Source organism: Cryobacterium sp. MDB2-A-1 (genome assembly GCF_004402675.1).
GTDB classification, from domain to species: domain Bacteria; phylum Actinomycetota; class Actinomycetes; order Actinomycetales; family Microbacteriaceae; genus Cryobacterium; species Cryobacterium glucosi.
Genome location: NZ_SOFK01000016.1, coordinates 146748 through 165702 on the forward strand (window position 1 = coordinate 146748; position 18955 = coordinate 165702).

General features: G+C 68.5%; 17 protein-coding genes. 4 read left to right on the forward strand and 13 right to left on the reverse strand.

Annotated elements, in window-relative coordinates; genetic code table 11:
- Positions 1-102 precede the first annotated feature (102 nt).
- On the forward strand, positions 103-1125 hold the full coding sequence (locus E3O39_RS03915) for a LacI family DNA-binding transcriptional regulator (RefSeq protein ID WP_134445950.1): 1023 nt from the start codon (positions 103-105) through the stop codon (positions 1123-1125).
- Between the two features lie 168 nt (positions 1126-1293).
- Here E3O39_RS03915 and E3O39_RS03920 read toward each other — a convergent pair whose 3' ends face one another.
- The 3 genes from E3O39_RS03920 to kduI are packed head-to-tail and all read right to left on the reverse strand — an operon-like array spanning position 1294 to position 3754.
- Positions 1294-2061: an SDR family NAD(P)-dependent oxidoreductase gene (locus E3O39_RS03920; protein ID WP_174774625.1), complete on the reverse strand. Its 768-nt coding sequence runs from the start codon at positions 2059-2061 to the stop codon at positions 1294-1296.
- Complete coding sequence (locus E3O39_RS03925; RefSeq protein WP_198413370.1) at positions 2058-2906, reverse strand: IclR family transcriptional regulator; 849 nt, start codon at positions 2904-2906, stop codon at positions 2058-2060. Before E3O39_RS03925 ends, E3O39_RS03920 begins: the two co-directional genes overlap by 4 nt.
- Entirely contained in the window at positions 2906-3754 is an 849-nt protein-coding gene (kduI, locus tag E3O39_RS03930; RefSeq protein ID WP_134445951.1) for a 5-dehydro-4-deoxy-D-glucuronate isomerase, read from the reverse strand. Before kduI ends, E3O39_RS03925 begins: the two co-directional genes overlap by 1 nt.
- A gap of 222 nt (positions 3755-3976) precedes the next feature.
- Here kduI and E3O39_RS03935 point away from each other — a divergent pair, with 222 nt between their 5' ends.
- A complete protein-coding gene (locus E3O39_RS03935; RefSeq protein WP_134445952.1) occupies positions 3977-4990 on the forward strand; it encodes a hypothetical protein in 1014 nt (337 codons plus the stop codon).
- A gap of 76 nt (positions 4991-5066) precedes the next feature.
- On the opposite strand, the gene E3O39_RS03940 is transcribed toward E3O39_RS03935, so the two are convergent.
- Positions 5067-6467, reverse strand: coding sequence for a wax ester/triacylglycerol synthase domain-containing protein (locus E3O39_RS03940; protein ID WP_134445953.1), 1401 nt, complete (start codon positions 6465-6467; stop codon positions 5067-5069).
- Positions 6468-6656: 189 nt separating this feature from the next.
- On the opposite strand from E3O39_RS03940, the gene E3O39_RS03945 reads away from it, so the two are divergent.
- Positions 6657-8588 carry a DUF2207 domain-containing protein gene (locus E3O39_RS03945; protein WP_134445954.1) on the forward strand — a complete coding sequence of 644 codons (1932 nt, stop codon included), beginning with the start codon at positions 6657-6659 and terminating at the stop codon, positions 8586-8588.
- Between the two features lie 154 nt (positions 8589-8742).
- Positions 8743-9765 carry a diacylglycerol kinase family protein gene (locus E3O39_RS03950; protein ID WP_134445955.1) on the forward strand — a complete coding sequence of 341 codons (1023 nt, stop codon included), beginning with the start codon at positions 8743-8745 and terminating at the stop codon, positions 9763-9765.
- A 3-nt stretch (positions 9766-9768) separates the two neighbouring features.
- Here the strand turns inward: E3O39_RS03950 and E3O39_RS03955 are convergent, their stop codons facing one another.
- The 9 genes from E3O39_RS03955 to E3O39_RS03995 form a co-directional block, all read right to left on the reverse strand.
- The gene (locus E3O39_RS03955) at positions 9769-10938 is read right to left on the reverse strand and encodes an ABC transporter ATP-binding protein (protein ID WP_134445956.1); all 1170 of its coding nucleotides are present in this window, start codon (positions 10936-10938) and stop codon (positions 9769-9771) included.
- Positions 10935-11789 carry an ABC transporter permease subunit gene (locus E3O39_RS03960; protein WP_322188240.1) on the reverse strand — a complete coding sequence of 285 codons (855 nt, stop codon included), beginning with the start codon at positions 11787-11789 and terminating at the stop codon, positions 10935-10937. The genes E3O39_RS03955 and E3O39_RS03960 overlap by 4 nt, the downstream gene beginning before the upstream one ends.
- Complete coding sequence (locus tag E3O39_RS03965; protein ID WP_370294624.1) at positions 11777-12577, reverse strand: ABC transporter permease; 801 nt, start codon at positions 12575-12577, stop codon at positions 11777-11779. Before E3O39_RS03965 ends, E3O39_RS03960 begins: the two co-directional genes overlap by 13 nt.
- Positions 12578-12626: 49 nt before the next feature.
- A complete protein-coding gene (locus E3O39_RS03970; protein ID WP_134445958.1) occupies positions 12627-13757 on the reverse strand; it encodes an ABC transporter substrate-binding protein in 1131 nt (376 codons plus the stop codon).
- A gap of 177 nt (positions 13758-13934) precedes the next feature.
- Positions 13935-15158, reverse strand: a complete 1224-nt coding sequence (locus E3O39_RS03975; RefSeq protein ID WP_134445959.1) for an ABC transporter permease — start codon at positions 15156-15158, stop codon at positions 13935-13937.
- Positions 15159-15161: 3 nt separating this feature from the next.
- A complete protein-coding gene (locus E3O39_RS03980; RefSeq protein WP_134446017.1) occupies positions 15162-16097 on the reverse strand; it encodes an ABC transporter ATP-binding protein in 936 nt (311 codons plus the stop codon).
- A 165-nt stretch (positions 16098-16262) separates the two neighbouring features.
- Positions 16263-17795, reverse strand: coding sequence for an MDR family MFS transporter (locus tag E3O39_RS03985; RefSeq protein WP_134445960.1), 1533 nt, complete (start codon positions 17793-17795; stop codon positions 16263-16265).
- Between the two features lie 127 nt (positions 17796-17922).
- On the reverse strand, positions 17923-18234 hold the full coding sequence (locus tag E3O39_RS03990; protein ID WP_134445961.1) for a hypothetical protein: 312 nt from the start codon (positions 18232-18234) through the stop codon (positions 17923-17925).
- 376 nt (positions 18235-18610) lie between these two features.
- The gene (locus E3O39_RS03995) at positions 18611-18955 is read right to left on the reverse strand and encodes a DUF86 domain-containing protein (protein WP_134445962.1); all 345 of its coding nucleotides are present in this window, start codon (positions 18953-18955) and stop codon (positions 18611-18613) included.

The following is an 18955-nucleotide window of genomic DNA, read 5'->3' on the forward strand; positions in this document are numbered from 1 at the left end:
TGAAAAAAAACCCTGCGGCCGATCTGTGAACGTACACAGAGTAAGTACGGATCGCGATCCGTGTCAAGGACCATTTCGCGAAACGGGCGATACAGTTATCGAATGGTGACCAATCCGGGGCGGCGCAAACGTGCCACGATCCACGATGTCGCCCTCGAGGCCGGGGTCTCCCGCGGCACGGTGAGCCGGGTCGTGAACGACGAACCCTACGTGTCCGCCGAGGCGCGGATCGCGATCGAGGCCGCCATCGAGAAGGTCGGCTACGTGCCGAACACCGCGGCCCGCAACCTCGTCATGCAGCGCTCGCAGGCGATCGGTTTCATCGTGCACGAACCGCACTCGCTCTTTCTGGAAGACCCCAACATCGGTGAGATCCTGCTCGGGGCCAACGCCGCGCTGTCCCTCGCCGACTTCCAGATGGTCTGCCTCATCATCGACTCCGAGAGGGACACCGACCGGGTCGCCCGGTACCTGAGCGGCGGCTTCGTCGACGGGGTCATCGTCGTGTCGGCCCGCAAGAATGACCCGATCACGCGCATTATCGAGAAGCTGGGACTGCCGTCGACGTTTGTCGGGCATCCGCCGGACCTGCGGCAATTGCCGTTCGTCGGCATCGACAACCGGAGCTCCGCACGCGCGATCACGGAGCGCCTGCTGGCCACCGGCCGCACGCGCGTGGGCATGATCGCCTCCGCCCTCGACCGCGACTCGGGAGCCGACCGGCTGGCCGGGTTCACGGATGCCCTCGGTCCCCTGTTCGACCCGGCCCTCGTGGCCCGGGTGCCGTTCTATGCGTATGCCGATGGTGTCGCGGGCATGCGCGCGCTGCTCGCCGCCGAGCCCGGACTCGATGGGGTGTTCGCGGCATCCGATGCCGTTGCTGCGGGCGCGCTCGAGGCGCTGCGCGAGGCCGGGCGCAGCGTGCCGGGGGACGTCGGCGTCGTCGGCTTCGACGACAGCGCCTGGGCGCTCCGGTGCCAGCCGTTGCTCTCGACCGTGCACCAACCGGCCGCCGGCCTCGGCGAGCGGGCTGCCGAATCGGTGCTGGCCCAGCTGCGCGGCGAGGAGCCAGAGCTCGGCGGCATCCTGCTCACCACCCCGATCGTCTGGCGCGACTCCGCCTGACCCGCCCTGCCCTGCCTTGCACCCGTTTCCCTCCCTCGCGAGAGTACGTTTTTGGCCCTTAAACCACGGGTTTAAGGGCCAAAAGTGTACTCTCGCGGGAGGTCATGGCCCGGTCCGTGGAGCGGGAGCGGGAGCGGGAGCGGGAGCGGGAGGGGGAGGGGCGGGCGGCTAGCGGCCGAGCCAGCCGCCGTCGACGGGGAGGATGATGCCGTTCACGTAGTCCGAGGCGGCGGAGGCGAGGAAGACCGTCGCTCCGGTGAGGTCGGCTGGGGTACCCCAGCGGGCGGCGGGGATCCGCTCGAGGATGGCCCCGGACCGGCCGGCGTCGTCCTGGAGGGCCTGGGTGTTGTCTGTTGCGAAATACCCGGGGGCGATGGCGTTGACGTTGACGCCGAGCGGCGCCCACTCGTTGGAGAGCGCCTTGGTGAGTCCGGCGATCGCAGACTTCGAAGCCGTGTACCCGGGCACGTTGAGCCCGCCCTGGAAGCTCAGCAGTGAGGCGGTGAAGATGATCTTGCCGTGGCCCTGCGCGATCATGGTGCGGCCGATCTCCCGGCTGAGCACGAACTGGCTCGAGAGGTTGACGGCGATCACGCGGTCCCACATCTCGTCCGAGTGTTCGGCGGCGGGGGCGCGCGCGATCGTGCCCGCGTTGTTGACGAGCACGTCGATCGGGCCGAGCGCGGTGATCTCGGCGGCGAGCGCGGCGACGGCGTCCCGGTCGGCGAAGTCGGCGTGCAGTGCGGTGAACCGGCGGCCGAGTGCGGTGACCGCGGTCTCGATCGCGCTGCCGCGCTCGGGCATTCTCGACGAAACGCCGACGATGTCCGCGCCGGCCTCGGCGAGTGCGACGGCCATGGCGAAGCCGATGCCGCGGCTCGCGCCGGTGACGACGGCGGTCTTGCCGCTGAGGTCGAAGAGGTTCAGAACACTCATGAGTGATTTCCTAACGTTGTGGTCGCGAATGCGCTTCCCTGGTAGCCGAGGGCCTGGGAGATGGCCGCCGCGGCCTTCAGTAGGGGGCCGGACATCGCCTCGATCTGCTCGTCGCTGTGCTCGATCGACAGCGTGGACACGCTGAGCCCGTAGCGGACGGTTCCGGTGTGGTCGAAGAGGGGCGCCGCGATGCAGGCGATTCCGGGCACGTTCTCGCCGCGGTCGCGGGCGGTGCCGCGCGAGCGCACGCCGGCGATCTCGCGGCGGAAGGCGTCCGGGTCGGTGATCGAGGCATCCGTGATGCGGGCGAGGCCGGCGCTCGCGATGATACGGTCGACGGTGTCGTCTGGGTAGCTCGCGAGGATGACCTTGCCGATGCCGGTGGTGTGCAGCGGGGCGGCATGGCCGACGCGGGAGGGCATTGTGTACGGTTTGCGGGAGTCGCTGCGCATCACGTAGACGATCGAGTCGCCGGCGAGGTAGCCGATGTGCACGGTGCAGTCCACGGTCGCGACGAGGTCGTCGACGAAGGGTTGGGCGATCGCGGAGATGTCGACGCCGGCGAGGGCGCGGCCGGCGATCGCCAGGATCGCCGGGCCCGGCAGATAGCTGCCGGCGGGGTCGGTCGCGAGGAACCTCTGGGTCACAAGGGTAGCGAGCAGGCGGTGCACGGTGGCCTTGGGCAGGCCTGTCGCGGCGACGACGTCCGAGAACCGCGGGTGCTCGAGGGCCGCCTCGAGCACGATGAGGGTGCGCTCGGCTGCGCCGGCAGGGGCGGCAGGGGTGGCGACCCGGACGGCGGCGGGGGCCGACGGCATCCGCTCGCCGGCCAGGTCAGCAGTCATCAGGAAACGGCGGTGATGTCCACGGCGTCCATGTCGTCGAAGGACTGGTTCTCGCCGGCCATGGCCCAGATGAAGGAGTAGTTCGAGGTGCCGACGCCCGAGTGGATCGACCAGCTCGGCGCGATGGTCGCCTGGCGGTTGGCGACGATCAGGTGGCGGGTTTCGGTCGGCTCGCCCATCAGGTGCACGACGCGGGCGGCCTCGGGGAGGTCGAAGTAGAGGTAGGCCTCCATGCGGCGGTCGTGGGTGTGCGCGGGCATGGTGTTCCACATGCTGCCCTCGTGCAGGCTCGTCACGCCCATCACGACCTGGCAGCTGCGCACGCCGTTCTCGTGGATGTACTGGTTGAGCGTGCGGCGGTTCGAGGTCGACTGGTCGCCGAGCTCACGGACGATGCCGGTTCCCGCGGGCACGAGCGTGGTCGGGTATTCGGTGTGGGCAGGCGCGGAGAAGATGTAGAACCGGGCGGAGTCTTCGGTCTCGGGCGCGGCGCTCGCACTGTCCGAGATGAATTCGACGACGGATGCCCCGCGGCCGATATACAGGCACGAGCCGTGCCCGAGAGCGAACGGCACGCCATCGACGACAACGGTTCCGGATCCGCCGACGTTGACGATCCCGGCCTCGCGGCGCTCGAAGAAGTGGTCGGTGCGCAGTTCGGGGAAGCTCTCGAGAGTGAGCGGGGCCGTGACGGGGCTGACCCCGACGAGGATGACCCGGTCTTCGTGGGAGTAGACGGCGCGCAGCTCGTCGTCGACGAAGAGGTCGGTGACGAGGAAGCGTTCGCGCAGCTCGGCGGTCGTCATTCCCCGGACTTCGGTCGGGCTGGTGGCATTGCGGATCTGCACGGAGACTCCTTGCGCTTCACGGCCCCAAAATGGAACTTAGTTCCATTCTGGGCGCTGGTGTGCCGTCAGTCAAACCGACCGCGGCCGTCAGACTGGTGCGACGCGCCTCGAATGGGGGCTCCGGCTGCGGCACGGCCAACCGATAGCCTGACGAGAGGTGCGCTGGTGAATCCCGTGGATGCCCAGCCGATGTCCCACGATCACCGATGAAGCGAGGACCGCATGCGCACCGGCGCAGGAACCGACACGACCTCCACTGCCGACGGGTCCACAGTGCGGGTCCCCGCGCAGTCCCGGAAACAGCGAACGTGGTTTTTCCTGACACTCGCTGTCGGTCTCGCGACTCTCCTTACCGCCGGGATCGGCATCCCGCTGACATCGGCCGAACACGATCGGGTCGTCGCCGAGAACACCGAGCGTGCGACCCTCGCGGCGACAGCCGCACGAGCCGTGAGCGAACTCGCGGCGCTGCGCACCGAAGTCGCCCTCTTCGTTCTCCCCTTGGATGACTTCGATAGGCGCCTGGTCGGTGTCGTCGACCCTGCCCTGATCGCTCAGCTGAACGTCGCCCGAGACCGACTGGGGTTGGCCGCGCACGGCGGCTACCCCCGGGCGATCGCCGAAGCTCACTCCGTCGTCGTGCGACGGCTCCAGGCCATCGCGGAGGCGGAAGCCACCGCAGCGGAGACCGCGGTCGGCGTGCAGACCGCTGCCGATCAGAACGCCAGGGATGCTGTCACCGCGGCCGTTCTCAAACTGCGTGCCGCAGCCATCACCCGCGGAGAACTGCCCAAGGCCTTCACCGCGGTCGTCGTCGCGAATGCCGCGCTGACGGCAAATCAGGCAGCCGCCGTGGCCGCGACCCAAGCCGCGGCCGAAGCCGCCGCCGCCGCTGAAGCCGCGCGGGTCGCGGCAGCGACCGCCGCCCGGAATTCCGGTACTTCCCGGAGTTCCGGTACTTCCCGGAGTTCCGGGTCGAGCGGAACCGGCAGTACCGGCGGCACGACGTCCGGCTCCCCTGGCATTCAGGTCCTGCCCCACCCCACCTTCCTGGACCCGCCCGTTGTCCACAACAACGCCAACTACCAATCCATGTGCCAGGGCGAGGCTTTCGACGACATCATGGTCGAGGGTGGCAGCTCGTACACCTTCGATTACGACTTCGCGTACTCATACATCGTCCAGATTGCCTTTGAGACGAAACAGTGGGACCTGACCGTCTTCGCCTGCCTCTGACACTGGCCGAAACGAGCCCGGAATTACGCGGCCGCGGGTTCGCAACCGAAGAATTTGCAGGAGCCATGCCCACGCGTCAGGGGTGCAGCAGGGCGGCGAACTCGTGCTCGAGGAGCGCCCGGAGGGCGTCCAGGTCGGGGCAGGTGTCCGGGTCGGCCGCGAGGGTGACCTCGATGCTGCCGGCGTAGGAGAGCACGGCGAACGACACCGTCACGTTTCCGGTGGGGCCGGTCAGGGGCACGAGGCCGGTGACCGGGCACCCGAAGATCGCGAGAGGCTCCGCCGGCCCGCGCAGGTTGGTCACGAAGGTGTGGATGGCCCGCTGCCGGCTGATGAACCGCTGGAACAGTCCGAGCCGCGCGAGCAGCCGGAAGAACGGCCCGAGCAACGCCGTCGACGCGCCCGCGGGCGCGAGTTTCGCCGCCCTCGTGGCGGTGGCGACAGCATCCAGCCGAGTGAACGGATGCCCGACCCCGGGCACACGAATCGGAATCACCCCGCTCTGGTTCCCCAGTTCGCCCGCGGCAGCCTGGCGCCGACCCGAGAACGGCACCGACAACACGAAGGTCTCCTGCCGCTCCCCGCGCTGCTCGAGCAGCCCGTGCAGCGCGCCGCCGATCGCCGTGAGCACGACGTCGTTGACCGTGGCGTGGTGCGCGTGGCCGACCGCGAGCACACGCCCCAGGTCGAGCCGGATCGACACGAAGCGCCGCCGCGGCCCGGTCGGCACGTTGAGCGAGGTGCGGGCCAGGCGCGGGGCGCCGATCGATCCGCGCAAGGCGAGGAGGCCGCCGACCGCGCGCGCCAGCGAGGCCGGGAGGTGCGGCACCGCGCGAACCCTTCCCGCCCACGCGTCACGCGCGAGCGCCCCGACCGAGGGCATCCCACCAGAACCCTTTCGCGAAAGCGGGTGAATCGTCGTTATGGGCACCCCAGACCGACGATTCACCCGCTTACGCGGCAGGGATTCCGCGGGGCGGTCGACGAGGCTCGCCATCACGGCGAGGCCGCCCATGCCGTCGGCGAGCACGTGGTGGAACACGATGATGAGCGCGGCGCGGTCGTCCGGTGAGGCCGGCGCACCCGCACCGACCCCGGTCACGAGCACCGCGACCCAGAGCGGCCGGGAACGCGACAGCCGGGTGCCGAGCAGCCCCGCGGCGATGTCGAGGACCGCCGCCTCTCCCCCGGGCGCCGGGCACACTCGCGAGGACAGATGCCGCGACACGTCGAAGGCGGGGTCGTCGACCCAGGCCGGCCGGCCGCATCCGATGGGCACATCGATCAGACGTTGCCGCAGCCGCGGCACCCGGCGGATGCGCTCGGCCAGCACGCTGAGCGCCGCCCCGGTATCGAGGCCCGCACGAGTATCGAGAAACAGCACCGCTCCGACCTGCATGGGCGAGGATCCTCGTTCGGTGGCGAGCGACATCAGATCGTCCGCACTGACCCGATCGATGGGCGGCAGGGTGGGCATAGCGCCACGCTATACCCGCGGGGTCCGCAGCCCGAGCCGGATTAACGCGATCCCCGTCCAGACGAACCAGGCCCACATCAGCACGCCGAGGATGTCGGGCACTATCCAGTGGAGCGATGGCGGCCCTGGCAACACGGGCGCGGGCGAGGCGCGGGCGAGGCGCTCCCGAACCGCCCCTAGGCTGGCGGGATGGCCGACTCCAGCTCCAGCCCAGCGCACAAAGCCGGCCCACCGGCGCCGGCGGCACCACCGGCATCCGGTTTCGTCGCCGTATTCGGCCGGCGCCTGGAACGCCTCGATCGTTGGGCGGATGCGATCGGCATCGGTCGCAAGCGGCTGATCCTCCGCGCGGTGTGCCTGCTCATCGCCCTGGCCGGGCTGGCCATGCTGCTCGGCAAGGACCTCACCCCGCCCGACACCCTCGACGAGTACCTACACCCGGCCAAGACCTCCGCAGACGAGTTCCTGATCCGCAACCTCTCCGTCGACTACACGCTCGACGCAGACGCGCAGGGCCACTCGCGGGCGACCGTGTTCGAGACCGTCGATGGAATATTCGGCTCCGACTCCACGGCCACCGGCATCACCCGCTACCTGGTCGCCGAGAGCCGGGGCCATACCGTGCACACCACGGTGACCTCGGTGACGGATGCCGGGGGCACCGCCGTTCCGTTCACTGTCACCCGCAGCGGCGACACCTGGAAGATCTCAACCGACACCGGCGCGCGACTCGTCGGCGACCACCGATTCCTGATCCGTTACGTGCAGACCGAGCTGACTGATCATGTCCAGGACGCCCAGAACACCGCGTTCGAGGACAGCCTGAACTGGAGCGTGACGGGCGAACGCTGGTTGCAGGGAATAGGCGGCGTCGACGTGACCGTGCGCATGGACAAGGCCCTCGCGGCACACTTGACCGGAGAACCGAGCTGGGGCGTCGCCTGGGCGATCCTGGGCAGCACCGCCTCATTCGACCGGGTCGCCGACGACGATCCCCTCGCCCAGCCCGGGCAGGCGGTCTTCCACAACCGGGTGTTGTCCACGCTGCCACCGTTCGGCACGGTCTGGGTGGGGTTCCACTTCGCCGACGGCACCTTCATGCCCTCCGACCGCTCGCTACTCGAGTGGATGCGCCTGCTCGCGCCGTTCCTGCCGATCCTGGTGGGCGTCGGGCTGCTCCTGCTCGGGCTCCTCGCCCGGGCCACGGTGTGGCGGAATGCCTCCGGTCGCGGCATCGTCATCGCCGAGAGCACGCCCCAGGCGGGCGTCGACCTCATGCTCGCCTCGCACATCCTGGGCCGGAGCCGCCGGTCGATCGTGGCTTCCCTGCTCGACCTCGCCGTGCGCGGCAACGTGCGACTGCTCCGGGTGAGCCCCGTGACCGACGGCAGGGTCGACGGCGGCAACGACCGCGCGAACTCCCCCGCCGGCCGACACTGGTACGAGTTCGAATACGTGAATGAGGCGACCCTGACCGACGCCGACAAGGACCTGCTCAACGCCGTCTTCGGCGACGCCCGCATCATCAGCACGAAGAGACGTCCCGCCAAACGCTCGATGCGACCCGTTCGCCTCGACGTGCGCGGCGGCCTGCTGCGACCGGCATTCCGGCAACTGAGCCTGCGCGGCTGGCGCCGGTCCCTCGCCGAGGGCTACCGGCGGGTGCCGAACGGTTTCGTCAGGGACCTGCTGACCTGGGGCGTCATCGCCACGACCGCCCTGCAATGGGGTCTCTCCCGCCAACTCGCCTACGACGGCATCGAATCGCAGGCCTGGTTGCTGTTCTGGGTGAGCGTGGCGAGCGCCGCCGTCACCTTCAGCGCCTTCACGCTCGCCGTGACCCGCTACCCCCTGACCCAGGAAGGGCGCCCTCGCCCGGGAGCACCTGCTCGGCCTGCGGGAGTACATCCGGGTCGCCGAGCAGCTCCGGATCAACTTCCTGCAGAGCCCCTCCGGCGCGCTGTACACCCAGCGCCGGGCATCCGTCGAGGTCGCCGACCTCAACGACCCGCTGCTCGCCTACGCCATTCTGTTCGGCCTGGAGCGTGGCTGGCGGCGCGAGCTCGACCTCGCGTCGGCCGGCGCGCTGCCCCGTGGCTGGTGGCTCCCGCGGGACCTTGACCGCACCCCCTGAACAGAGAGGCTCAGGGAATTCTGGCCGATCGGCGTGACAATTCCGCCGAAGAACCGTCTTACAGGTGACGGATGTCGCACGACGGTGACCGCCGAGCCTGCGGGGCGCTAGGCTTCCCGCACAGAACCCGGAGGACACCCCATGACAAACACAGAGCTGACGGATCCCGACGCGACCGGAAACGGAACCGCCCCGGACGCCCGGACCCGCCTGGCCGCGGTCGTCTACAACCCGATCAAGGTCGACCTTCCCGCGCTCAAGGCCTCCGTCGCCACCGAAGAGTCCGCCGCGGGCTGGCCGGAGACGCTCTGGTTCGAGACCTCGAAAGACGACCCGGGACAGGGCGCGGCCCGGCAGGCGATCGAGGCGGGCGCATCCGTCATCATCGTGGCGGGCGGCGACGGCACCGTGCGCGCGGTCGCCGAGGTCGTGCACGGCACCGATCGCGCGCTCGTTCTGCTGCCCTCTGGCACCGGGAACCTGCTCGCCCGCAACCTCAAACTCGCCCTCGACGATGCCGCAGGGTCGATCCGCTCGGCGTTCACCGGGACCGACCGCCCCATCGACGTGGGCATGATCGACATCCGGCGCGCCGACGGCACGGTCGACCGGCACGCCTACCTGGTCATGGCCGGTCTCGGCCTCGATGCCAAGATGCTCGCCAACACCGACGACGACCTCAAGGCGAAGGTCGGCTGGCTGGCCTACGTGAAGGCCCTCGTCGCCGTGGGGCAGGACCGGAATGACCTGCACTTCCGGTACAGCCTCGACAAGCAGCCCGCGCAGTCCATGCGGGCCCACACGATCATGATCGGCAATTGCGGCCTGCTTCCGGCGGAGATCGTGTTGCTGCCCGACGCGGTCGTCGACGACGGTCATTTCTACATCGTCGTGCTCAAGCCGAAGGGCGTGCTCGGCTGGGTGCAGATCGTCTCCAAGGTGATCTGGGAGAACGGGGTGCTCAGCCGCACGCGCCTGGGGCGCCGGTTCCGGACAACGGATGTCGACGCCCTCAACTACGCGACCGGAACCGAGCTCGTGCTGCGCCTGCACCGGCAGGAGGAGATCGAGCTCGACGGCGACGAATTCGGCTCGGCCATCGCGTTCAAGACCTGGATCTCCCCGGGCGGCCTCACCGTGCGCGTGCCAGCCCCGGCTGCGTAGCCGTTACGGACGGGACCCGGCCTGCACCGGGTTCGCGGCCGCTGCGACGGAGACCGGAGCACCGGTGAAGCGCACCCGCACGGCGTCGCCGGGAGCGGGGTGCACGCGCACGCCGTGCTGCACCGAGACCTCGGCACCGTCGGCGAACCGCACTCGGGTGCGGCGAAGCGACCCGTGGAAGCTGGAAGCGGTGACGACGCCCGCCACCCCGTCCGCGGAGAGCTCGAGGTCTTCCGGCCGCACCGCGACGAGTACGGTCCCGTCCGCCTGCGACGGGTCGAGAAGGGGCAGCCGTGTGCCGTACAGCTCCGCGAATCCGTTGCGCACCATTCCGGTCAGCTGGTTGCTCAGGCCGACGAAATCGGCGATGAACGGCGAGACCGGCCGGGAGTAGAGGTCTTCGGGGGTACCGACCTGCTCGATCCGGCCGTCGCGCATGACTGCGACCCGGTCGGCGATCGCGAGCGCCTCATCCTGATCGTGCGTCACGAACAGGGTCGTGATGCCCAGCTCGGTCTGGATCCGCCGGATCTCCTCGCGCAGGGTCACCCGCACCTTGGCGTCGAGAGCGGAGAGCGGCTCGTCGAGCAGGAGCACCCGGGGTTCGGTGACCAGGGCGCGGGCCAGTGCGACCCGCTGCTGCTGACCGCCGGACAGCTGGTGGGCGAATCGGTCGTAGTGGTCCGCGAGGCCGACGAGCGCGAGGGCGTCCCCGGCTCGACGACGGCGAGCCGCGGCGGCGACCCCGCGCATCCGCAGCCCGAATTCGACGTTCTCGCCCGCGCTCAGATGCGGGAACAGGGAGTAGGCCTGAAAGACCATGCCCATGTCGCGCCGGCTCGTCGGGAGGGTGGACACGTCGACTCCGTCGACCAGGATGATGCCGGCATCCGTCGATTCGAGACCGGCGAGCGCCCGGAGTGCCGTGGTCTTGCCGCTTCCGCTCGGGCCGAGAAGCGCCACGAACTCGCCGGCGTGCAGGGTGAGGTCGAATCCGGCGAGGGCTCGGTGTCCCCCGAAATCCTTGGTGACGCCCGAGAATTCGACGACGGCTCCGTGGCGGTGCGTGGCTGCGCTCGACGACACCTCCGTCTGAGCAGCCTGACCGGAGGGAGCCGGCGCGGTGCTCCCGGTCGGCGTGTCCAGCGGGGTGTTGCTCGTGTTGCGGGTCATTGCCTGCCTCCGATGGGGCGGTGTCGTGGCGAGCGGGTGCGTTCGGCGCCCAGGCGGCCGATGAGAAGGAGCAGCAGGAACGCGAGGATCAGCGAAAGCAGGGACAGGATCACGGCCGTGTACGGGTCGGCCTTGCTGACCACGACGAGCGCGGTCTGCAGGTTCACCCGGCTCAGCAGCGACGCGATGGTGAATTCGCCGAGGACCACGGCGACCGCGATGAATGCGCCGGCCAGCAGGCCACGGCGCAGGTTGGGCAGAAGCACGCGGAACAGCACGCTCCCCCAGCCTGCTCCCAGGGTGCGGGCCGCCTCGCTCAGCGTGCGCACGTCAACGGCATCGAGGTTGGCCTGGATCGCCCGGTAGGCGTACGGCAGCACGATGATGCCGTATGCCAGGGACAGCGTCCAGACTCCGCTGCCGGCGAGCCGGGAGAGCACCGAGTAGACCGGCGCCAGTCCGACGACGAGGACGATCGCCGGGATGCTGATCGGCAGGATGCAGACGAATTCCAGCAGGCGTCGCAGCCGGGGAAAACGGATGTGCACCAGCAGCATCGTAGGCACGAGCAGCAGGAGCACGATCAGCACCGTTCCGACGGCCAGGCCGACCGAATTGCCGACGGCAACGAGCACCTGGCGGTACGGCCCGGTGAGACCGCCCTGGAACAGCGCGCTCCAGCGGGAGAAATCGTGGCCACCGGCCAGTCCCTTGCGGAGGGTGAACTCGACCATGGCCACGAACGGAATGACGAAGAGGAAACCGATCACACCCAGGATCAGGGCGCGCACGGCGCGCGAAGGAGCGTGCGCTACGCCCTCCCGCACGATCGGGCCGGTCACCGCTGCCACCGTGCGGCCCTCGATTGCAGGGCCGAATAGCCGGCCATGACGACCACCATCACCACGACCATCCCGAGGGCGAGCGCACCGGCCAGGTTCTCCCGGCCGAGCACCGTCTCGCTGGTCAGCGCCGACCGGATCTGCAGCGGCACGATCTGGGAGCCCTGGCTCGTGAGCGCCGCAGCGGTCGCATACGACGAGAACGCGTTCGCGAACAGCAAGAGGAGGCTGCCGAGGAAGGAGGGCGCGAGAACCGGGCCGGCGATCCTCAGCCAGTAGGAGGCGGTGCTCCCGCCCAGGGTGGCGTTGGCCTCGGCCCAGGTCGGTTTGAGGGCCTGGAGAGCGGGCATGAACGTGATGATCATCAGCGGCACCTGGAAGTAGAGGTAGGGCAGCACCAGCCCGGGCAATTCATAGAGCCAGACACCGCCCGCGAAGATGTCCAGGCCGAAGGTGTCGCGCAGGATGAGCGTGACCATGCCCTGGATGCCGATGGTGGCGACGAACGCGAAGGCCAGCATCACGCCGCCGAATTGGGCGAGGACTCCGCTGAGCGAATCGACCACCGTGCGGAGGGCCCCGTCCGGACGTGCGCCGAGCAGCCCGTAACACGCGATCGCGCCGACCAACGCGCCAAGCACCGCGGTGAGGGCGGACAACCACAGGGAATTGGCGAACGCGTTGAGCACCACGGGGTTACCGAGTGCCGCGACCGTCGCCAGGGTGAACGAGCCGGACTTGTCGAAGAATCCGGTACCGACGGCGATCAGCGTCGGCAGGGCGAGAAAGAGGAGCACGTAGACCGCGAACGGCAGCAGCCCGAAGGCTGCTGCCGTTGTGCGGGTGCTACTGGACAGCGGCGGCCCAGGTCGCGCCGAGCAGGGTAGCCGCGGCTGCGCTCTGCTCTTTGGTCGGGACCACGGTCTCCGTGGGGGCCGTCGGAAGGGCGCCCAACAGTGCCGCGTCGATGGTGCCCGCGGCCGTCATCGCTTCGGCACGCGCAGGGCGTGCACCACCGGCGAGCCAGAGGTTCTGGCCTTCGTCGCTGTAGAGGAACTCCTGCCACAGCCGGGCTGCGGCGGGGTGCGGGGCGTCCTTGCTCACGGCCTGGTTGTAGTACCCGGCGTAGCCGGTGCCCGGGAACACGACGACCTTCCAGTTGCGCTGACCGGCGAGCTTGGTGCCGTAGCCGACATTGAGGTAGTCCCAGTCGAAGACGACAGGGGTCTCGCCGGAAGCGATCGTGGCCGGGGTCGGGTCGATCTTGACGAAGTTGCCCGCGGCGTTGAGCTTGGTGAAGAAGTCGATTCCGGGCTGGAAGTTGTCGACGGTGCCACCGTTCTGCACGGTCGCCATCCCGACGGCGGCGAACGCGGCCCCGGCCTGGGTCGGGTCGCCGTTGATGGCGACCTTGCCCTTGTAGGCTGCGCCGAGCAGGTCGCTCAGCTGCGTCGGCGCCGGGACGGCGTCGGGGTCATAGCCGACGGCCAGGTATCCGCCGTAGTCGCCGGTGTAGAGCCCGGTGGCTTCCTTGAGGGCGTCGGGGATATCGGCCCAGGTGGCCACCTTGTACGGGGCGAACCGGTCGGTACTGGACAGGGCGACGGCCAGGCCCAGGTCGAAGACGTCTGGCGCGGTGTCCTGCCCCTTCAGAGTGTCTGCCGCCTGGATTTCCTCGGCGCTCGAGCCGTCCGGGGAGGCTTCGTTGATCGTGATCTCGGGGTACTTCTTCGAGAACGCGTCGAGCACGGCGCCGTAGTTCGCCCAGTCGCGAGGGAGGGCGATGACGTTGAGGTTGCCTTCCGCCTTGGCTGCGTTCTCGAGGGCCGGCAGGTCGCCGAATGCGCTCAGGCTGGTGGCTGTTGCGGCATCGGTGGTGGCGGTTCCGCTCGCGGCCGTTCCGGAGCATCCGGTGAGGCCGATCGCAAGCACGGCCGTGGCAGCCAGGGATGTGATCAGGGTGCGTGGGGTGATCAATTTTCCTCCGTCTGACCAGCAGCGAGAGGCCGCACACGCATCGGCGCGCGCAGTTCGTTGCCGCGGTGCTGGTCACCGAGAGACTAAGAGGGGCTGTTGACGGGACTGCGGTACGAGCCTGAACAGCTCATGAATGCTCGGCGCCACGTTTCCCTCCGCACGGAACGACTCCCGCACTCACCGCCGCGAGCGCGCGAACACGGTGCGCAGCGAGACCCGCTTGGTGTATTCGACCGAGCCGTAGCGGAACAGCTGCACCGCGAGCCGGAGCACGATTCCGCCGAGCAGGAAGAGTTCCGCGATGACGATGCCGGACTCCAGGGGGCTCAGCGAGCCCAGTCCGTTCCGGAGCATCGCCGTCACCGGCGCGGAATACGGGAAGAACGTGAAGAGCTGCACGATCAGCGCGTGCGGATCGGACACCACGAGCGACACCGCGTAGAGGGGCACGAAAACGAGCGCCATCACGATGCCGAAGACCTGGCTGGCCTCCTTGGCGGTGGGCATGATCGCCCCGGCGGCGACGAGGGTGCCCATGAACAGGGTGAACCCACCGATCAGGAGCAGGGCGCCGACGACCATCTGGCCGGGGTTGACGATGAGCTGGGAGAGGTCGACGTCGGGCAGGCTCAGCGAGGTGCGGAAGAAGAGGTAGCCGACCAGCACCGGCAGGATGAACACGAGCATTTGCACGATCCCGATGACGAACAGGGAGATGATCTTGCCCATGATGAGGGTCGTCGGGTTGAGGGTGGTCAGGATCATCTCGGTGACCCGGTTCTCCTTCTCCTCGAGGGTGCTCGTGAGCATCTGGTTGCCGAGCATCACGATCACGACGTAGAAGATCAGCAGGAAGAGCAGGGGGGCGACGGCACCGAGGATACCGCCGGAGACCGCACCGTCCTTATAGGTGATCGCATCGACCTGGAAGGAGCCCCTCGCCAGCCCGGTCAGCGTCGGGTCACCGACCTTCGCCTGCGCGCTGGCGACCATCAACTGGGTCGCCACCGAGGAGTACTTGCCGTTGTCGAAGATGCCGACATCGGCGCCGTAGACCGTGGTGGCTTCCTTCGTCGGTTCGGCCGGGTAGGAGAAGTAGGCCGCCGATGTGCCCGACTTCACGTCCGCGATCGCCTGGTCGGGGTCGGCGGCGAGGGTGCCCCCGAACGCGGTGGCGATGGCCGGGTCGATGTAACCGGATGCGTCGCTGTAGGTGAACCGGAGGGTCGCGTCCTTCTGCGAGTCGACTTTGCTCTCCGTGGAGGTGTTGGACAGCACGATGAGCGCGATCACGATGCCGATCACCACCGGCACGAGCAGGGTCGTGAGCCAGAACTGCTTCTTCTTGAGCGTGCGGGTCACTTCGAACGAGACGACGGTGCCGAGATTGTGCCGAGCCATGGTCTACTCCCCCGCCGTTCCGTTACGTTCACCGGCAGTAGCGCCGGCGTTCTGGTCGCCGGGGTTCTGATCACCGGTGTTCTGGTCACCATAGACGGCGACGAAGATGTCGTCGAGGGAGGGACGACCGGCGGTGAACTCGCGAACGGTCACCCCCGCATCCATCAGTTCGCGCAGGATGACGGCCTCGTCGATCGGGCCGGTCACGGTCAGTTCGGCGTAGCTGCTCTCGCGCCGGGTGACCGTGTAGTGCGGAGAGTCGGGGATCTCGCCGGAGTAGCGGACCCGGACCACGGTTCCGCCGTACTGGTCCTGCACGTCTTCGACGGTGCCGTAGGCCTCGGCCTCACCGTTCTTCAGGAGCACGATCCGGTCGCAGAGGCGCTCGACCTCTTCCATCTGGTGGGTGACCATCAGCACGGTGGCGCCGGCGCGTTTCTGGTCTTCGATGATGTCCATCAGAAGTTTGCGGTTGACCGGGTCGAAGCCCTTGGTCGGCTCGTCGAGGATGAGCAGCTCCGGGTCGTTCATGATCGTGACGCCGAGCTGCACCTTCTGCTGCTGGCCGCCCGACAGTTTGTCGAGCCGCACCTTCGCCTTATCGGCCAGCGCGACCCGTTCGAGATACTGCAGCGACCAGGAGTGCGCGTTCGATCGGCTGAGTCCCTTGAGGCGCCCGAAATAGGTCATCACGTCGATGACGGATTCCTTCTTGTACAGGCCGCGTTCCTCGGGCAGGTAGCCGAGGGTGGCGCCGTCCTCGGGGCTGAACGGCTTCCCGTTGATGTGCAGCAGACCGGCGGTGGGCTGGTAGATCCCGAGCAGCGCGCGGATGGTGGTGGTCTTGCCGGATCCGTTGGACCCGAGGAACCCGAAGGTCTCGCCCCGGTTGATGTCGAAGGACAGGTCGCGGATCACGGTGGTGCGGCCGAAGTCCATCCGGAAGTTGCTGATGTGCACGAGCGGCTCAGTTTCCGACCGCGAGTCCTTCCGCGGAACAGCCTGCTGATCGGGCTTATCAAGTGAAGAAAGAAGTGAAGACGCCATGCCGAAGATCCCCCCAGTTTCGTTACCACGACGTTACACCGGAGGGGCCTGCGCGCGTCAGTGGCCGTGCGCTCCGGCCGGTGCGTCGGCATCCGCGCCCTCGACCGCCGGCGTGCGGCGGATGAAGAACGCCGCCGGGATCGCGAACAGCGAGATCACGGCGCCGCAGAGGAAGGCCGCGTGGATCCCTGCGCTCGTTGCGGGCACCGCGGTCACACCGGTGGCCAGCTGCGACGCGGCGACGGAGGCCATCACCGTCACGAACAGGGCGGTGCCGAACGCGCCCGCGAGTTGCTGAATTGTGCCGACCATGGCGCTGCCGTGCGAGTAGAGCTCGGGGCGCACAGCCGCCAGCCCCGCGGTGAACAGCGGAGTGAAGAGCAGGGCGAGGCCGAGGCTCAGGGTTACGTGCGCAGCGACGACCATCCAGGGCGCGCTGCGCTCGTTCAACAGGGTCATCCCCCAGAACACCGCGCTCACGATCACCGAGCCGGTGACGAGGAGCCGGGTGGGGCCCGACCGGTCGTAGAGCCGTCCCACGAGCGGCGCGAGCAGGCCCATCACGAGCCCCCCGGGCAGCAGCATCAGCCCGGTGGTGAGCGTGTCGAGGCCGAGCACGGTCTGAATGTAGATCGGCAGCAGGATGATGGTCCCGAAGAGGGCCATCATGCTGATCGCCATCATCACGATCGCGAAGGTGAAGGTGCGCGAGCGGAAGGTGCGCAGGTCGAGCAGGGCGCGGTTGCGCTTCTGCAGGGACAGCTGACGCAGGATGAACGCCGTGAGGCCGAGAGCGCCGACGGCGAGCGGCAGCCAGCCGGACACCGAGCCGATGCCGCCGCCCGCCGCGCCCAGGTTGCTCAGCCCGTAGACGAGCCCACCGAAGCCGAGCGCGGAGAGGATCACCGAGAGCACGTCGATCGGGGTCTTGGTCGGTGTCGTGACGTTCTTCATCAGGATGCCGCCGACGACGAGCGCGGTCAGGGCGATCGGCAGCACGAGGATGAACATCCAGCGCCAGTCGAGCACGCTCAGGATCGCGCCGGAAATGGTCGGACCGATCGCCGGTGCGACCGAGATCACGATGGAGATGTTGCCCATCATCCGGCCGAGGTGCGCCGCGGGCACGAGGGTCATCACGGTTGTGAGCAGCAGCGGGAACATGATCGCCGTTCCGGTCGCCTGCACCACCCGGGCGACGAGCAGCACGGTGAAGCCGGGCGCGAGCGCAGCGATGAGCGTTCCGGTGCTGAACAGGGTCATCGCGGCGATGAACACCGGCCGGGTGTTGTAGCGCTGCAGCAGGAACCCCGTGATCGGGATGACCACGGCCATCGTGAGCATGAACGCGCTCGTGAGCCACTGGGCTGCGCTCGCGGAGATGTTGAGGTCTTCCATCAGCCGCGGCAGGGCCACACCCATGATCGTCTCGTTCAGGATCACGACGAAGGTGGAGATGAGGAGCAGGGTGATGACGAGGCGGTTGCGCACGCCGAGGGCAGCCTCGGCCGCGGATGCCGCGGCATCCGCCCCCGGTGAACCGTGGTTCGTGTTCTCGTGTGTGGTGGTGGCGGTGGCGATTTCAGCCATGTGAAGGTCCCGTCGAGAAGTGCGGTCAAGATGTTGGGGCGGTGCAGCTATTGAAACTCAAACCACTGACACCGCCCGATTGTTCCGGTGAAGCGGAACTCCGTAGGACGGAGTTCCGTTTCACCGGTCACCGATAGGGCGTGGTCATCCGGTAGCGGAGCAGGTCCGCGTGCTGGCGCTCGAGAGCCCTCTCGCGTTCCTCGCGTACGAGCCGGACGGCCTCCCAGTCGACGGCGGCGACCGGGCGCTGCACCCGCGGCCGACGTCCCCACCGGATCAGGGCGACGCCGAGGTGCAGCGCCAGGCGATCGATTCGGCCGAGGGGACGCAGGTTGCGGTCAGCGGATGCGCGTTCGGATCCGGAGTGCGGGTCCGGTTCGGGCTGCGGGTGCAGCGGGTGGTCGTGGCGACCGGCAGTGGTCGACAGCGTTGTGGTCATGAGAGTGAGCCTCACTGTGGCGGTGCCCAGAACGGATGCGGAGGCATCCGTCGAGTGCACCGGCGGGGCCGCCGAGGCGGCGCAAAAAGGGACGTCGTCAGGAGTGCGACGTCAGGGAACGGGATTGATCCCGGGGCGCGGAAAGCGCTGGCTGCGTGCGCACATCGAGGGCGTCACCACCGCAGAACCGGTGGCGGAAACTCGCGCCGGTCAGGCGGTGAAGACGCCGACGAGGCCGACGGCGAGGCAGTTCACTGCGGGAATGTTGGACTGAATCATGGGACGGCTCCTCTCGTCGTGTGGCGTAGCTGCCACGGTACCCGTCTCCCGCACGATCGCGCAAGGGAATCGAGCAAGGTGACCTCAACCCGCGGCCTCAGTCCTCGGCAAGGCCCAGCTGCCGCAGAAGCCGGGGAAAGTCCGTGGCGAGCGCATTCCAGACGATCTGATAGTCGGTGTTCGCGTAGTCGTGGGCGAGATAGTTTCGCATTGCACGCAACTCTGCCCAGGCCACCTCCGGGTGTTTCTCCCGGTACTCAGCCGGGAGCCGCTCGACCGCGGTTTGCAGGTCGATCACTATGGCCTTGGCCGCGAGCTGCTGGGTGCGGTCCGCCCGGTCGAAGAAGACGTCTCGTCCGCGAGCAGTGATGAGGCGCGCGTGACGCACAAGGTCGCGGATGTCCGCGAGCAGCGCATCCGTTCGGTCGAATTCGTGGGTCAT

What these genes read in the sequence shown, in the direction of transcription:
- E3O39_RS03915 (WP_134445950.1), top strand. Translation starts at nt 103, where the DNA reads ATGGTGACCAATCCGGGGCGGCGCAAACGTGCCACGATCCACGATGTC.
- E3O39_RS03920 (WP_174774625.1), bottom strand. Translation starts at nt 2,061, where the DNA reads ATGAGTGTTCTGAACCTCTTCGACCTCAGCGGCAAGACCGCCGTCGTC.
- E3O39_RS03925 (WP_198413370.1), bottom strand. Translation starts at nt 2,906, where the DNA reads ATGACTGCTGACCTGGCCGGCGAGCGGATGCCGTCGGCCCCCGCCGCC.
- E3O39_RS03935 (WP_134445952.1), top strand. Translation starts at nt 3,977, where the DNA reads ATGCGCACCGGCGCAGGAACCGACACGACCTCCACTGCCGACGGGTCC.
- E3O39_RS03940 (WP_134445953.1), bottom strand. Translation starts at nt 6,467, where the DNA reads ATGCCCACCCTGCCGCCCATCGATCGGGTCAGTGCGGACGATCTGATG.
- E3O39_RS03945 (WP_134445954.1), top strand. Translation starts at nt 6,657, where the DNA reads ATGGCCGACTCCAGCTCCAGCCCAGCGCACAAAGCCGGCCCACCGGCG.
- E3O39_RS03950 (WP_134445955.1), top strand. Translation starts at nt 8,743, where the DNA reads ATGACAAACACAGAGCTGACGGATCCCGACGCGACCGGAAACGGAACC.
- E3O39_RS03955 (WP_134445956.1), bottom strand. Translation starts at nt 10,938, where the DNA reads ATGACCCGCAACACGAGCAACACCCCGCTGGACACGCCGACCGGGAGC.
- E3O39_RS03975 (WP_134445959.1), bottom strand. Translation starts at nt 15,158, where the DNA reads ATGGCTCGGCACAATCTCGGCACCGTCGTCTCGTTCGAAGTGACCCGC.
- E3O39_RS03980 (WP_134446017.1), bottom strand. Translation starts at nt 16,097, where the DNA reads ATGGACTTCGGCCGCACCACCGTGATCCGCGACCTGTCCTTCGACATC.
- E3O39_RS03985 (WP_134445960.1), bottom strand. Translation starts at nt 17,795, where the DNA reads ATGGCTGAAATCGCCACCGCCACCACCACACACGAGAACACGAACCAC.
- E3O39_RS03990 (WP_134445961.1), bottom strand. Translation starts at nt 18,234, where the DNA reads ATGACCACAACGCTGTCGACCACTGCCGGTCGCCACGACCACCCGCTG.
- E3O39_RS03995 (WP_134445962.1), bottom strand. Translation starts at nt 18,955, where the DNA reads ATGACCCACGAATTCGACCGAACGGATGCGCTGCTCGCGGACATCCGC.